At 46.7% G+C, this 15,848-nt stretch carries 10 protein-coding genes; 7 read left to right on the top strand and 3 right to left on the bottom strand.

Annotated features, from left to right (window positions below; genetic code table 11):
* Window positions 1-32 precede the first annotated feature (32 nt).
* The 5 genes from BW716_RS12250 (at window position 33) to BW716_RS12230 (ending at window position 7,201) form a co-directional block, all read left to right on the top strand.
* Window positions 33-2,150: a bifunctional aldolase/short-chain dehydrogenase gene (locus tag BW716_RS12250; RefSeq protein WP_083722845.1), complete on the top strand. Its 2,118-nt coding sequence runs from the start codon at window positions 33-35 to the stop codon at window positions 2,148-2,150.
* A gap of 89 nt (window positions 2,151-2,239) precedes the next feature.
* Window positions 2,240-3,514: a TIM barrel protein gene (locus BW716_RS12245; RefSeq protein ID WP_083722844.1), complete on the top strand. Its 1,275-nt coding sequence runs from the start codon at window positions 2,240-2,242 to the stop codon at window positions 3,512-3,514.
* Between the two features lie 122 nt (window positions 3,515-3,636).
* Entirely contained in the window at window positions 3,637-5,040 is a 1,404-nt protein-coding gene (locus tag BW716_RS12240; protein ID WP_083722843.1) for an FGGY-family carbohydrate kinase, read from the top strand.
* 22 nt (window positions 5,041-5,062) lie between these two features.
* Window positions 5,063-5,800 carry a (Fe-S)-binding protein gene (locus tag BW716_RS12235; RefSeq protein ID WP_083722842.1) on the top strand — a complete coding sequence of 246 codons (738 nt, stop codon included), beginning with the start codon at window positions 5,063-5,065 and terminating at the stop codon, window positions 5,798-5,800.
* A gap of 18 nt (window positions 5,801-5,818) precedes the next feature.
* A complete protein-coding gene (locus BW716_RS12230; protein ID WP_083722841.1) occupies window positions 5,819-7,201 on the top strand; it encodes a lactate utilization protein B in 1,383 nt (460 codons plus the stop codon).
* Window positions 7,202-7,208: 7 nt separating this feature from the next.
* Here BW716_RS12230 and BW716_RS12225 read toward each other — a convergent pair whose 3' ends face one another.
* Window positions 7,209-8,246: a hypothetical protein gene (locus BW716_RS12225; RefSeq protein ID WP_083722840.1), complete on the bottom strand. Its 1,038-nt coding sequence runs from the start codon at window positions 8,244-8,246 to the stop codon at window positions 7,209-7,211.
* Window positions 8,247-8,483: 237 nt separating this feature from the next.
* Between BW716_RS12225 and BW716_RS12220 the strand changes: the two genes are divergently transcribed.
* On the top strand, window positions 8,484-9,521 hold the full coding sequence (locus BW716_RS12220; RefSeq protein ID WP_083722839.1) for a hypothetical protein: 1,038 nt from the start codon (window positions 8,484-8,486) through the stop codon (window positions 9,519-9,521).
* 95 nt (window positions 9,522-9,616) lie between these two features.
* Here the strand turns inward: BW716_RS12220 and BW716_RS12215 are convergent, their stop codons facing one another.
* Both BW716_RS12215 and BW716_RS12210 read right to left on the bottom strand, forming a co-directional pair.
* Window positions 9,617-11,212, bottom strand: coding sequence for a SusD/RagB family nutrient-binding outer membrane lipoprotein (locus BW716_RS12215; RefSeq protein ID WP_083722902.1), 1,596 nt, complete (start codon window positions 11,210-11,212; stop codon window positions 9,617-9,619).
* 5 nt (window positions 11,213-11,217) lie between these two features.
* The gene (locus BW716_RS12210; protein WP_083722838.1) at window positions 11,218-14,319 is read right to left on the bottom strand and encodes a SusC/RagA family TonB-linked outer membrane protein; all 3,102 of its coding nucleotides are present in this window, start codon (window positions 14,317-14,319) and stop codon (window positions 11,218-11,220) included.
* A gap of 498 nt (window positions 14,320-14,817) precedes the next feature.
* On the opposite strand from BW716_RS12210, the gene BW716_RS12205 reads away from it, so the two are divergent.
* Window positions 14,818-15,795 (top strand): 2-hydroxyacid dehydrogenase, encoded by a 978-nt coding sequence (locus BW716_RS12205; protein ID WP_083722837.1) that lies wholly within the window; start codon window positions 14,818-14,820, stop codon window positions 15,793-15,795.
* The last annotated feature ends 53 nt before the right edge of the window (window positions 15,796-15,848 follow it).

Genomic DNA, 15,848 nt, shown 5'->3' with positions numbered 1-15,848 from the left:
AAATCAAGACAAAAATATTTAAACATACATACATGATTCAGTCTGTAAATTTCAAGCACGTAAGCTACTTATGGGATGAGGAAAAGGCCGCCGCAATGGCCGGTGACGAAGTAGGCCTGTTAATCTACCGCTCTAACCTCCTGGGCGCAGATCTTCGCTTAACAAACTATGGCGGTGGTAATACTTCCTGCAAAGCCATGGCCAAAGACCCGCTTACCGGAAAACAAACAGAAGTGATGTGGGTAAAAGGCTCGGGTGGTGACCTAGGCACCCTCAAACGTAGCGGACTCGCCGCTTTGTACGTAGACCGCCTGCACAGCCTCGAAAATATTTACAATGGCATTCAGATGGAAGATGAAATGGTTGAACTCTTCAACCACTGCATTTACGACCTGAAATCCAAAGCTCCTTCTATCGATACTCCCCTGCATGGCTTCCTGCCATTCAAACATATCGATCACCTGCATCCGGATGCTGCCATCGCTATCGCTGCGGCCAAAGATGGTGAACGTATCACACGGGAACTCTTTAACGGCACCATCGGTTGGGTGCCCTGGCAGCGCCCTGGCTTCGACCTCGGCCTGCAACTCCGCCAATGTTTGCAGGAGAACCCGGGTATCCGGGGCATCATGCTCGGCTCTCACGGTCTCTTCACCTGGGGTGATACCGCCTACGAAAGCTATATCAATACCCTCGAAGTAATAGAGCGCTGCGCTTCTTACCTCGAAGATAATTATAACAAAAAACGCCCCGTATTCGGTGGCGCTAAAAGTGCTCCTGCTGCTCCTGAAGTACGTAAAAAACAAGCCGCTGCACTGGCGCCTGTTTTACGTGGACTTTGCTCCGGCCATACCCGTATGATCGGGCACTTTACCGATGATCCACGTGTATTGGAGTTTATTAATTCCAACGACCTCGATCGACTGGCGCCATTGGGTACCAGCTGTCCTGACCACTTCCTGCGTACTAAAATCAGTCCGCTGGTGCTGGACCTGGACCCACTGGCATCACTCGATGACGTAGCTACTGTGAAACAACAACTGGCGCCTGCATTTGCAGCTTACCGCCAGATGTATACTGAATACTACAATACCTGCCGTCATGATAACAGCCCTGCACTGCGTGATCCGAATCCGGTAGTGATCCTCTATCCTGGTATCGGTATGTTTACTTTTTCAAAAGATAAACAAACTGCCCGCGTAGCTGCTGAATTTTATATCAACGCTATCAACGTAATGAAAGGCGCAGAAGCTATTTCTGAATACACCGCCTTACCCCGTCAGGAAGCATTTGATATAGAATACTGGTTGCTCGAAGAAGCAAAACTGCAACGTATGCCTAAGCCGAAAGCTTTATCTGGTCGCATTGCCCTGGTAACAGGTAGCGCTGGTGGTATCGGTAAAGCAATCGCTAAGAAATTCGCTGACGAAGGCGCATGCGTTGTCATCAATGACAACGATGCCGGCCGTCTTGAAAAAGCAAAAGTCGAATTCCAGAAACAATATGGTCCCGATGTATTTGCTGCAGCTATACTCGACGTGACTAAATCTGCTGATATCAATGAAGCATTCGCTGTAGGCGCCCTGGCATTTGGTGGGGTAGACCTCGTAGTGAACTGTGCGGGTCTGTCTATCTCCAAACCACTGGAAGCACATACCGAAAAAGACTGGGATCTGCTGTATGATGTATTGGTAAAAGGTCAGTTCCTCGTCACGCAGGCTGGCGTAGCAATCATGCGTAAACAGGATATGGGTGGCGATGTGCTGAACATCGTAAGCAAAAACGCCCTCATGAGTGGTCCTAACAACGCGGGGTATGGTTCTGCGAAAGCTGCACAGCTGCACCTGAGCCGCCTCAATGCCGCTGAATTAGGAAAAGACAATATCCGCGTAAACGTCATCAACCCTGATGCTGTGATCGCTGATAGTAAAATATGGGAAGGTGATTGGGCTGCAGGTCGTGCCAAAGCTTATGGCATCTCTGTAGAAGAACTGCCTGGTTACTACGCAAAACGTACCCTGCTCAATCAGATCATATTACCTGAGGATATTGCCAACGCCTGCTTCGCACTGACTGGTGGCTTGCTGAACAAGTCAACCGGAAACGTGGTGAACGTGGATGGTGGTGTGGCGACAGCCTTTGTAAGATAAACAACCCCGGCAAGGCTTGCAAAGCAATATGCAGGCCTTGCCTATCCGGCATATTTTCGTTAAATTGAATCACGCGCAAAATTCTGGTTATGAATATCGAAAAATTCCACATTTCTGATTTTAACGACGCCCGCAAACAAGCCCACGATCGCAATTTTCAGCATATCTCTGAAAAAGTCAACCATCTCAATGAGGTTCTTGAAAAACTGGAAGAATTCCAGGTAGCTATTCCGAGTTGGGCCCTTGGCACCGGCGGTACCCGCTTTGGCCGTTTTACCGGTGGTGGTGAACCGCGTAACCTGGAAGAAAAGATCACTGACATCGGTTTGCTGCATGCCCTGAACCGCAGCAGTGGCGCTGTTTCATTGCATATCCCATGGGATATTCCTGAAAACACAGCAAACATCAAAGCCCTCGCTGCACAATACGACATCCGTTTTGATGCCGTAAATTCAAATACCTTTCAGGATCAGCCCGGACAGGAATATAGCTATAAGTTCGGCTCTCTGCACCATACTGACAAAGGTGTTAGACAACAAGCCGTAGAACACAACATCGAAGTGATCCGCTACGGAATAGAACTTGGCTCTAACGCACTCAGCATCTGGCTGGCTGATGGCTCCTGCTTCCCTGGTCAGCTCAATTTCCGTGGTGCATTTAAACGTACTTACGAAAGTCTCCAGGATATCTATGCAGCACTGCCTGACGACTGGAAAGTTTACATCGAATACAAAGCCTTCGAACCCAATTTCTATAGCACTACTATCGGCGACTGGGGTCAATCCCTTTTATTTGCCAATAAACTAGGTCCGAAAGCCCAGACATTGGTTGACCTGGGACATCACCTCGCGAATGCAAATATCGAGCAGATTGTAGCCCTCCTCCTTATGGAAGGCAAGCTGGCCGGATTCCATTTCAATGACTCCAAGTATGGTGATGACGACCTCACAGTTGGTAGCATCAACCCTTATCAGTTATTCCTCATCTTCAATGAACTGGTAGAAGGCATGGATGCCCGTGGTATGCACCACGCCAGCGACCTTGGCTGGATGATTGATGCTTCTCACAATGTAAAAGATCCGTTAGAAGATCTGCTGCAATCCGTAGAAGCCATCAAGATCGCTTACGCACAGGCACTGCTGGTTGATACCAAAGCGCTACAGGCTGCACAGCAGAATAATGATGCAGTAGCCGCACAGGAGATCCTGCAACAGGCTTACCGCACAGATGTACGCCCACTGATTGCACAGGCCCGCCTGAATGCAGGTGGTGTACTGGATCCGATTGCGTTTTACCGCCAGTATAAGGTGAGAGAAAACCTGATCAAAGAGAGAGGATTGAAGACGGTCGCGACAGGCCTGTAATCCTGGCCGGTTATAGACTCAGGATCACCGCCACTTCTAATGCCCATTTACATATTGAGATTGAGATTGAATTTGTCAATGTGCAAAAGGCATATTGACAAATTCTTTTCTAAACAGCAGCCATGAATTGCATCGCTATCTTAGACATCGGTAAGACCAACAAAAAGTTGTTCCTTATCAATGAACAATACCACATCGTCTATGAAAGAGGCATGAGCTTCCCTGAAACCAAAGACGAAGATGGTGACAACTGTGAAGACATCCAACTTCTCACCCAATGGGTGAAAAATAGTCTGAAAGAACTCACCACTCAACCTGCTTTCCACGTCAAAGCCATGAACTTCAGTACATACGGCGCCAGCTTCGTTTACCTCAATGAGAACGGCGAAGTCATTGCCCCTTTGTACAACTACCTCAAATCGTATCCCACACCATTACAAAATACTTTTCACAACAAATACGGTGGACAGCTGCAGATTTGTAGCGAAACGGCTTCGCCTGCACTCGGTAGCCTGAATTCCGGCTTACAATTTTATCGTATCAAAGAACAACAACCAGAGTTGTACAACCAGATTCGTTATGCCTTACACCTTCCGCAATATGTAAGTTACCTGATCTCTGGCAAGTACATGACTGATATTACAAGCATCGGCTGTCATACCATGCTATGGGATTTCAATCACCAGCAATATCATCACTGGGTAATTCAGGAAGGAATTAGCGACAAACTACCCCCAATCTTCCCGGCAAACGCCGTTACCAGATGCAAAGGAAATGTGGATGCCTCAAACCGACCCATCGATTACGTAGTCGGTGCCGGCCTGCACGACAGTTCCGCAGCGCTTATTCCTTACCTGGAAAGCTTCCAGGAACCCTTTGTACTCATCAGTACAGGTACCTGGTGCATCACCCTGAACCCATTCAATGACCAACCACTAACCCCTGATGAACTGGAACAGGACTGCCTCTGCTACCTTACCTACCAGGGACGCCCTGTCAAGGCTGCCCGTCTCTTTGCTGGTAGTGATCACGAGCAACAAGTTCGCAGGCTGTCAGAATATTATCAAACACCGGTAAATTACTACCAGCAAATCGCCTTTGACCCCGCTATATTTGCTCATTTGCAGGCAACAGCGGTAAAGGAAGCACCGCTCTCAGGAAAAGACCTGTTACAGGCCTCCCGGTTTGCTCATAGATCATTGTCAGATTTCACGAGTTACGAGATTGCTTATCACCAGCTAATTATGGACCTGATGAAACAACAGCAGCACTCTACTGCGCTTGTGACTACCGGTACAGCGGTGCGGCGTATTTTTGTGGACGGTGGTTTTGGTAAAAACCCGGTGTACATGCACATGCTGGCAGCGGCATTTCCCCAGATGGAGGTATTTGCAGCTTCTGTCGCACAGGCAACGGCCATCGGGGCAGCGCTGGCTATTCACCAGCACTGGAATACCCAGCCTCTACCCGGCGATCTGGTTGAAATGAGGCATTATGCAGTGAACAGGGAATTCGCGTACAGGTAGCGCCTTATTTAAACGAACTTACATGAAAGTAGGACTCTTTATACCTTGCTATATTGACCAGTTCTATCCGCAGGTGGGCATTGCCACTTTATCCCTGCTGGAAAAACTTGGTTGCGAGGTAGTATATCCGCAGGGGCAAACCTGTTGCGGACAACCCATGGCAAACTCTGGTTTTGAACACCTCACCGGTGGTTGTAATGAACTATTTGTCAACAACTTTGCAGACTTTGATTACATCGTATCGCCATCGGGTAGTTGTACGCTACATATCAAAGACCATCTGCACGTGCATGATAAAGAAGATGTTGCGACCCATATTCGTCAGCACATCTACGAATTGTCTGAATTCCTGACAGACGTACTCAAGGTCAAAAGCCTGACCGCCCGCTTCCCTCATAAAGTTGGTATTCACCAGAGTTGTCACGGACAACGTGGCCTGCACCTCGCACAGATGACGGAGCTGGTAGCAGCCCCTTATTCCAAACCACAGCAACTTCTGCAAATGGTAGATGGCCTGGAACTGATAGAACTGGACCGTAAGGATGAGTGCTGCGGTTTCGGTGGTACCTTCTGCGTATTTGAAGAAGCAGTTTCTGTGAAAATGGGAAAGGACCGTGTAGCTGATCATGAAAAGCATGGTGCCGAATATATCACAGGTAATGATGTCAGCTGTCTCATGCACCTGGAAGGTATTCTCAAAAGACAGCAGAGCAAGGTGAAAGTACTGCACCTCGCAGAGATCCTGAATGCTGCTTTTTAAACACCAAAACTGATCTGAATGGAACCAACAACTGCACATAAAGAGCACGCTGAACTGGCGGAGAGCTTCAATAAAGACGAAGCGAGAGTAGACTGGCATGATGAGACCCTGTGGTGGGTACGTCAGAAGAGAGATAAAATGGCGTGGTCCCTCCCTGAATGGGAAGACCTGCGGGAAACCGCGTCCCGGATAAAGTTCAATGTACTCGGCAATCTCCATGATTACCTGGTAGAATTTGAAAAGAATGCGCAACTCAACGGTGCGACCGTTCACTGGGCGGCTGATGCTAAAGAACACAATGAAATCGTATTAAAACTATTAAAGGAGCAGGGCGTGCAGCGCATGGTAAAAAGTAAATCCATGCTCACGGAAGAATGTCACCTGAACCCATTTCTGGCAGAACATGGCATTGAAGTGATCGATACGGATCTGGGCGAGCGCATTGTGCAGCTGGCGAAGGAACCACCCAGTCACATCGTACTGCCTTGTATCCATAAAAAGAAAGAAGAAATCGGTGATCTGTTTCATATTCACTTAGGTACCCCTGCGGGAAATGCGGATCCTAAGTTCCTCACTGCGGCTGCCAGACTACACCTCAGGAAGGAATTTATACTATCCCGCGCGGTGATCACGGGCGTTAACTTTGCCGTAGCCGAAACAGGTGAGATGGTAGTGTGTACCAACGAAGGGAATGCCGATATGGGCGCTCACCTTGCAGATGTACATATTGCCTGTATGGGGATTGAGAAAATCATCCCGCAGCGTAAACATCTCGGGGTATTTTTGCGTTTGCTGGCGCGTAGTGCAACCGGGCAGCCGATTACAACTTACAGTAGTCATTTCCGGAAACCTGGAGCAGGACAAAAACTGCATATCGTGCTGGTGGATAATGGACGTAGCCGTCAGTTGGGCAGGGAGGAATTCCGTAACTCACTGAAATGTATCCGTTGTGGTGCATGTATGAACACCTGTCCGGTATATCGCAGAAGCGGTGGTCATAGTTATCATAACGCGGTAGCGGGCCCAATCGGGGCGATCCTGGCACCTAACCTGGATATGAAAGAGAATGCGGACCTGCCATTTGCATCTACGCTCTGTGGCTCCTGTTCAAATGTATGTCCGGTGAAGATCAATATTCACGAGCAGCTGTATAAATGGAGACAGGTCATTGTGCAGGAAGGATACGCGACGACTTCCAAGAAAGCAAGTATGCAGATGATGAACATGGTGCTGTCAAGACCGACAGTGTTTAAAACGGCTGGTGGGGTAGGACGTTGGGTAATGCGACATTTCCCGGGCGTGGTGAACAATGGGTTGAACCCATGGTATAAACAAAGAGATATGCCGGAAGCACCGAAACAGTCATTCGCTGATTGGTATAAAAAGAACAAAACGCTTTAGCCTAAGGCTAAAGCGTTTTGTTTAAATTCTTTTTGTCCAGGCCTTTTAAATGATCCAGATCTCCTTTCACACTGCCTGCAACCCCTTCAAACACGTAATTCTTTCCATCACTTACCACCCTCACACCAATCTTCCCATTTCCCTCGTCGTATATTTCATAGGCCGCATCGTCATTTTTAAAGGTTAATTTCCCATTACTGAGGGTCATGGCACCTCCTACATTCTCCTGCGTCTTTTCGTCGTATATGACCTCCGGATAGGAAAATTCTATACTGCCATCTTTCTGACACAGGGCATAAAACAGGAACTCGCCCTGCGCAGCCTGAAACAGTACGACCTGTTTCCCGTTCTTTGCCAGTGTAAATGAGAACAGGGTATCTGCTCCTGAGATATATTGTTTCAAAGTTTGTTCCTCCTTCCCATTCACCCAGGTCTGCTGAGATACTTCTTCGAAGAAAGGTTCTGTATTACTCAAACTGGATTCTTCCACACTCAGTGTCTTTAGCTGTCCATTCTCCACTTTAAACCGGGAAAACTGGTGCCAGCAACAACCACTCTTCGTCATGGTCTCCAGCACCTTATCTTTCTGGTTGACTACAAACATCCCACAATACTCCTGCGCCAGCCTGGTAAAAGCGTCACTATGCTTAAAACCCGCTCCCTGCGCCAGCCAGATCTGGAAAGAAGGCCCGTGGTAACAACTATTTTGTCCATCCATGAGTGCAAAATCCTTCACCCCGTCAAAATTGAAATCCTCATAAATGATCAGGCTTTGCTCCCCATAAGGAGCCTCCATGATATTGGCCTTCACCTGGCCATCATGCAAATCAAAGGTGAGTTCATCCGACGTTGTGTGCATCAGCTCTTTCTTTGTTGCTTTGTCAAATACCTTTACTGTACCGGCTTTGAACACGTCTGCCGTATCGCGCACCTGCACCAGTCCGTAGTATTTGTTCGAGAAACCATCAATTTTAAAAGAGATAGAATGCTGCGCAAAAGCATTGCTGCATGCCAAAAGTAGAAGAATAAGAGGAGTTGTTTTCATGACAATAAGTTCCACTACAAAGCTAACAACAGTTAGCGAGGTGTGCAAGTTTCTTCTGTAGCCTTCTTTCCACTTCCTGTACCCTCCCGGTACACAGCGGTAGGCGGCACCTCATCCGTGGCAGGGGCCTACCATCTTTCCTTCTCTTACACGGCACGTTCGTTGTATCTCAATACGTTGTTGACCTATCATTCATCCTTTAAATGCTGAACTATGTTATCAGATCATTTAGTTGTAATGCAAAAACACGAAACCCCGCCCTGTGTTTCAATTGTCGTAGCATTAGACGGGGCGCAGGATAGAAAAGCGGCCTTACAACTGGTAAACCAATCCATTGAAGAAACCGCAGCCCACCTCCGTACCGCCTGGCCTGACAAGGCGGAGGCACTGACTAATGCGTTAATTGAACTCTCCGATAGTTATACATACAGCCCTGTAGACAAAGGTATAGGGTTATATGTAGCGCCAAATTATAATACGCTATTCTGCTTCTCCTTCCCGGTGCAGGCAAAAGTGTGCCTTGGGAAAAAATTCGCGTTGCGTGAGCTATTGTACCAGGAACAATACGGTTTTGACTACCTCGTATTGCACCTGGAAGAGAAAAAGGTCCAGCTATATCGTGGTAGGATGGGCCGGCTGGAACAGATGAACGATGCTAACTTCCCATTCAACTTTGATAACGAATACGACTATGGTACAACTACCACAGGCGAAAGAAATAAGGATAAATCTGTGGTAGCAAGTCTGCGTCAGAAGAGTTTCTATAAGGCGGCAGACAAATTGCTGGAAGCTTACCTGCACGGACAGCCTTTGATCTTAACCGGGCCTACTAAAGATATCGGATACTTCGAAGATGTATCCAATCACAAAAAAAATGTCACCGCTTCCGTTCATGGCAATTTCTCCAGTGTGCCATTGAAGACGTTGGAAGACAAAGCATGGCCGGCAGTAAAATCTTTTATTGAAATGCGGGATCAGCAGGTGATCCGTGAACTGGAAGATCGGAATGCGCAGGTGGTAGATGGGATACGGGATGTACTGCGTGCCGCCAGAAATGGACAGGGTAGTAAGCTGTTGATTGAAAAAGATTTCAACCCGGCAGACTTTACCGATGAACTCACAGGTCGTTTAAGAACCCAAAGCCCTGAGACAACTCATACCATTGATGCCGTTGAAGACGCTATGCGCGCAGTGATCGATAAGAACGGGGAAATTATATTTGTAAAAGACGGGGTTTTAGAAGACCATAAACATATCGCATTAATTACACGTTGATTAAATATGCTTGTCCAGGTATGTTTCATTGGGTTAAACATGAGGCAGCGGGAAGAGTGTTCCTGCTGCCTCATGTTTTGTTATTGAACCACTTATTATTGTGCAACATCCCACCACATGCGGGAGGTGTAATTATCTCCACCACTCAGCAAAGCCACGGCTGCATTATAGTTCGTAGCATTCGCTGTTTTCTCACTGGATTGATAAGGGATCCTTCTTGGAATAGTTCCGTTGGTAAAGTTGTTACTATATACCACTGGTGTCAGCTCCGGATATCCTGATCTGCGCCAGTTGATCCATGCTTCAATATGATTGAAAAGCGTACCATCTGTAATCCAGTATTGTTCGTTGATCTGCTTCAGAGAAGCCGTAGTGGAAGTTACATCCAGTGGATGCGCTGTCGTATAGGTTGCTGCGGTAGCTGCAGAAATAGTCGCTTCTGAAGAACTGAAAGTAGCGAGTGACTGCATTGCTGCTGCCACACCATTTGCATAGTGCACAGATGCCGCGCTACCTACACTCCAACCTCTCACAGCTGCTTCTGCCAGCAACAGTTCTGTCTCTGCATAGGTTAAGACAAAGTTAGGACCGCTTTTATCCCTGAAAATGGCGACCGTAGGTCTGGAATAGTTGCCCAACGGTGCTTCATCACTACTACTGCCGGTCGCACCAGGATAGCCCGGAGCATTGCTGATATCTGTCGTACCACCATTCAGATCATACCCATTGGGCATACCCAGCTGTACGCTTGAATCCATATCACCTGCGAGTGACTGATCATTATTGGCTGTCAGCCCTGCTTCCGGGATCTCTCCAATGATAGACAGGCGCGGGTCATTGTTTGTTCGGAGGTAGTCGATGAAAGACTGACTCCATTTCACTTCTCTGAAATCATCTGATACCAGCAGCGAGCTGGCGGTACTATTCGTATAGCCATTTGAATTATCTGCCAGTACAAACGCGTTGTCGTCAATGCTGCTAAAAACCCCACCGGTATATGCTTTCTCTGCGTAGGTCTTAGCCGTGGTCAGGTCCACTTTGGTAAGCCGCATGGCCATTTTCAGCATCAGTGAATAACCCAGTTTTTTCCACTGTGCAATATCCCCATCATAAAATAAGTCAGAAGTGATCTCATCTGCCGAAGCATCCAGTTTCTCCGTCGCACTGTCTACCTGTGCGAGCATGTTGTAGTAAATAGAATCCTGGGTATCATATACGGGCTCTGTGATACCTTCCTTTGCCTGCAAGGCCTGGGAGAAAGGAACATTTCCATAAGAATCCGTCACTCGCTGCAGGATCATATTTTTCATAATCAGACCGATGTAGTAAAGGTTCATTTTCCCTTTCTCTTTTGCAAGGGTCATCATCTCGTACGCATAACTTGCTGCCTGGTAGTCTGCATTCCAGGGATTATCCTGGTAAGACACCTGGTTGGTAGAAGCTACATACTTATCACCATTACTATAATAGCCATAAGTGGAAGACAACACCTGTACCCACATACTTTCAAACAACAACTGGTTATACCCCGTATTGGAATAATACCATTCGGAATAGGAGAGCAGGTAGTTTGGATCCAGGGAAGAGGAACTGGTAGCATTAGGATCCGTATTAACTGAATCAAATTTCTTGGTACAACCGCTGACAAACAGTGCAGCTACGGCTGCTATATAGAGGAAACGCTTTCTCATTGTCATTATTTTTTGAATTTGAAGTTTACATTAATACCGTAGGACCTTGTGCTGGGCAAACTGGTTCCTTCGATACCTGCGTAACTGATCGTGGATGAAAAGGCAGCTTCAGGATCAATGTTGTCAGTATGTTTCATTAATACCAGCAGATTGCGTGCTACCAGTGACACATTGATAGCAGAGAAGGGGGTGCGGCTCAATGTTTTTCCGTTCAGGCTGTAGCCCAGTGTTACCTGGCGTAGCTTGATGAAGCTCCCATCCAGCACATGCAGGCGGGATACGTTGACAGCCAGAGCTTGGTAGTACGTCTGGGCTTCTGTCTGACTGGTATTGGTTGTACCATCTTCGTACACACCTTTGGCCGTTACACCGTCTTCGCGACCTTCCAGGGTATTCTTGTTCAGACCACGATACATGGAATAGTAGCTGGTAGCAGACAATACCTTGTTACCAAATTTGCCATCCACGAGGAAGGAGAAATTGAAATGTTTATAACGGAAATCGTTATTGATGCCGCCAAACCATGAAGGCAGCACACTGCCGAAGGCCTTGTAACTACCTCTCTCAGGAATACCGGAAGAGTTTACAACAATGTTACCATTGTCATCATACAGGTAATCGTACGCCATTATCTGTGGACCAGCCATGCCTTTTACCAGTGCTGTGGCTGCATTTCGGGGTCGGTAGGTACCCAGGCTCAGGGTAGTACTGGTACTGTTACTGCCATAAATATCGATGATTTTATTCTTCACATTAGTGGCATTCACAGATACATTCCAGCTGAAATCATCATCTTGAACAGGTGTGCCGGTCAGCAATATTTCCACGCCCTGGTTTTGTGTGGAACCGGTACCGATATACTGGGTGGAATAACCGGAGGCCGTAGAAAGGTTTCCGCTGATGATCTCATTATGCGTCTTACGATGAAAATAAGCCAGGTCTACCCCTAACCTGTTATCAAAGAACTTCACCTCCAGACCGGTTTCTACCTCTTTAAGGGTGTAAGGTTTCAGGTTTGTATTGGGTAATGCACTACTGAAGTTGGCCGTGATATAATCGTTGATACTGTTCTGTTGCGTATAATAAGTCTGGGTGATATAAGCATCAGTAGGCTCGCCACTTGCATTGGCCCAGGAAGCGCGGAACTTACCATAACTCATTTTAGGCACCTTCACCAGTTCTGAGAAGATAAAACTTCCAGACACAGAAGGCACAAAAATGTTCCTGTTGTTAGCCGGCAGGGTAGAATAGGTGTCATAACGACCTGTAGTCGTTAGTGTCAGGAAGTTCTTGTAAGAGAGATCCAGGTTATAATAAGCAGAGTGTGCTTCTTTATTGGTCAGGTCATAGGTCCTGCCATAGGTCACCACATTCGTATAGTTATACAGGTAAGGAATGATGAAGTTGTCGCCGGTTACACCTATGATTTCATCTTTGTACTTTCTCAGTGCGGCACCGAGTGAGAGGTTGAAATCAAAATCATTTTTAATCCTGTGTTTGATGCCTACCAACGCGTCGGTGTTCATTTCCTTGCGGGATTCATTATTCAGGCTGTAGTCACCGCTAACAGTGGTACCATCGCTGGATGACCAATCGTACAGGGTACCCCATGGGGTGATCTGCCGGGTAACGTCACTGATGAAGTCATAGCCGACCCTTGCCTGTGCATAGATCCAGTCAGTAAAGTCATAGCGGGCAGTCATAGCGGAAATGAGGCGGGAGCGGGTAATTTTATTTTTGCTCTGGTTGAGTACGAAGTAAGGGTTGGTGACGTATGTGTCGTCTGTCCAGGCTATTTCCTTCCCATCTGCCGAAGCATCATAACCCGGTGCTAATATAGATTCCCTGATATTACCAGCGAGGAACATGCCATTGTTTGGGTTCAGTGGCCCATCACTCAGGTAGGGCTTATTATTCGATTGTTCGTCGATATAGTTAGCCGCCACTGTCACCTTAAGTTTTTCAGATACTTTCTGATCTACATTAAGGCCGATGGTTTTCCGGTAAAGTGTATTATTGGATAAGATACCTTTATTGTTCATATCTGACAGTGATAAACGGAAGGTACCGTTATCGCCCCCGCCGGAAGCAGATACAGTATTGGTAAAAGTTGTACCGGTACGGTAAAAGTTCTCCAGGTTATTCTTCACAGCTGCATATGCGTAAGTATTGCCATCGAACTGAATGGTCTGTACACCATCCATTTTTTCGCCCCATGCCAGGCGGGTACTGTTTTGCGCGGCAGTAGTGGTAGTCGGTCTTTCACCGCTCTGGCCCTGGCCGTATTCATACTGGAAGTCAGTAAAATTAATTGCTTTATCAGCAGCAAAATTGGAGTTGTATTCTACCTGAAGGGTGTTCTTTTTCCCTGTTTTGGTGGTGATGAGTATCACCCCGTTTGCAGCACGGGAACCGTATAAGGCAGCAGCAGATGCTCCTTTCAATACACTCATACTTTCAATATCATCAGGGTTGATGTTAGATAAACCATCACCATAGTCGGCACCACCCCATTCTGTGGCACTACCACGCTGTGTGTTATCCATTGGAACACCGTTGATCACGAAGAGCGGACTGGAAGCAGAGAAGCTCGCCATACCGCGCAGCAGTATTCTTACAGATCCACCGGGACCACCACTGGTACCGCTTACATTCAAACCAGCTACACGACCTGTAAGGGAATTACCTACGTTGGTTTCACGTGCTTGTGTCATCAGGTCTCCGCCTACTTTAGACACAGAGTAACCTAATTTCTTCGATTCTTTGGTGATACCCAATGCGGTCACCATCACTTCGCCAAGTTGGGTGGAGGACTGATCCAGTACAAGATCTATCATAGATTGATTGGGCGCTACCTGTATGGTTTTGGTACCATACCCTACGAGTGATACTTCCAGCTCCACTGAGCCGGGGGGAATTAGCAAAGTATAAGAGCCATCGGGTTTTGAAAAGGTAGCGTTGTTCTTACCTTTTACTTTGATTGTAACTGCGATAAGGGTCTCTCCGGTTTTAGCGTCTTTGACAGTGCCGGATAACTGTCGGGTTTGTGCAAATACTGTCTGACAAAGCAGCAGTACCATCAAAAGAAGTGATAGCTTCCTCATCATGTGCTAGTTTTTGGTTTATAAAAAATGACAAGTTTCCAAAAGACTAACAGTACAGGCAATACGAAGCTGTTGGTAAAGCTTACCAGCAAATTAGATTAAAAGGAATAGGCATAAGTTGCCCTTAGGCATTAACGCATGCCTTGTTTTTCATGTGTTGTTATGTTTGTTAGATTTAAAATGATCCTTTAGCCCATACGTTCCCCCGTCAGGCAAAACCTATTCATTGTTCATAGTCTGGTTGTATAAAGTAGTATTATTAGTTTCTCACAATAATTAAGTCAACAGCTAGTAGCTTGTTCCTGTTACTAAAACGTTAAAGCTAATGTATTGACGCGTCTTTTCATAAAAATAGAGTAGTATAATCTATGAGTCTGGAACTTCTATCCCTGAATTAGAAATTCTTGTCATCAGATTGGCAAATTTTTATGATATTAGTCAGACGATATAATAGCAGTTATCATCGTAATATTTACTATTGTTTGAATAACTTTGATCAACATGAAGACCGCCTTTTACAGTACACATAAATTTGAAAGGGATTTTTTGTTACAGGCAGCCGGCGACCAGCATGAATTAGTTTTGCTGGAACCGGCACTCTCATTGGCGACAGCGCCGCTGGCAGCGGGTTGTGAGGCTGTTTGTATCTTTGTAAACGACGATGGTTCAGCCCCGGTATTAGAAAAACTCGCGGCACTGGGCGTAAAGTATCTCGCGCTTCGCTCCGCAGGGTTTAATCATGTAGACATACAGGCGGCACATGCATTAGGTATGCGCATAGCGCGTGTACCGGAGTATTCACCTTATGCCGTGGCAGAGCATACAGTTGCCTTAATACTGGCACTCAATAGAAAACTTGTCAGGGCACACAACCGTATCAGGGACCTGAACTTCTCATTGGATGGGCTAACCGGTTTTGACCTGCATGGCAAGACAGTCGGTATCATCGGCATGGGAAAGATTGGTAAGATCGTGGGCCAAATCATGCGGGGCTTTGGGTGTAAGATCATTGCTTTTGACAGATACCCGGATCCGTCTTATGAGGCTACTTATCTAAGTATAGATGAGTTGTGCCGGCAGGCGGATATCATTTCGCTGCATGCACCGCTGACACCCGAAACGGAATATATTATCAATAAACAAAGCATTGCCAAAATGAAGAAAGGGGTAATGCTGATCAATACCAGCCGTGGTAGACTGATCAATACACTGGATGTGACGGAGGGATTGAAGTCAGGCCAGATAGGTTATCTGGGACTGGATGTATATGAAGAAGAGAGGGGATTGTTTTTCGAAGATCATTCCAGTGATATCGTACAGGATGATGTGATCTCCCGACTGATCACGTTTGCCAATGTACTGATCACGAGCCATCAGGCATTCCTTACCGACACCGCATTAAAGAATATAGCAGCAACGACGATGTTCAACTTAGATTGTTTTGTGAAAGGAGAGAAAGGAGTAAATGAATTAGGGTAAATAATATCGGTGTAGATGTTTGAGTAAAAAGCCGCCTCTTTCAGGAGACGGCT

Origin of the sequence: [Flexibacter] sp. ATCC 35208 (genome assembly GCF_001975825.1) — a bacterium.
Lineage (GTDB): Bacteria > Bacteroidota > Bacteroidia > Chitinophagales > Chitinophagaceae > Chitinophaga.
The sequence above is the reverse complement of the archived record's forward strand: the minus strand, read 5'-3'. Positions and strand labels throughout refer to the sequence as shown.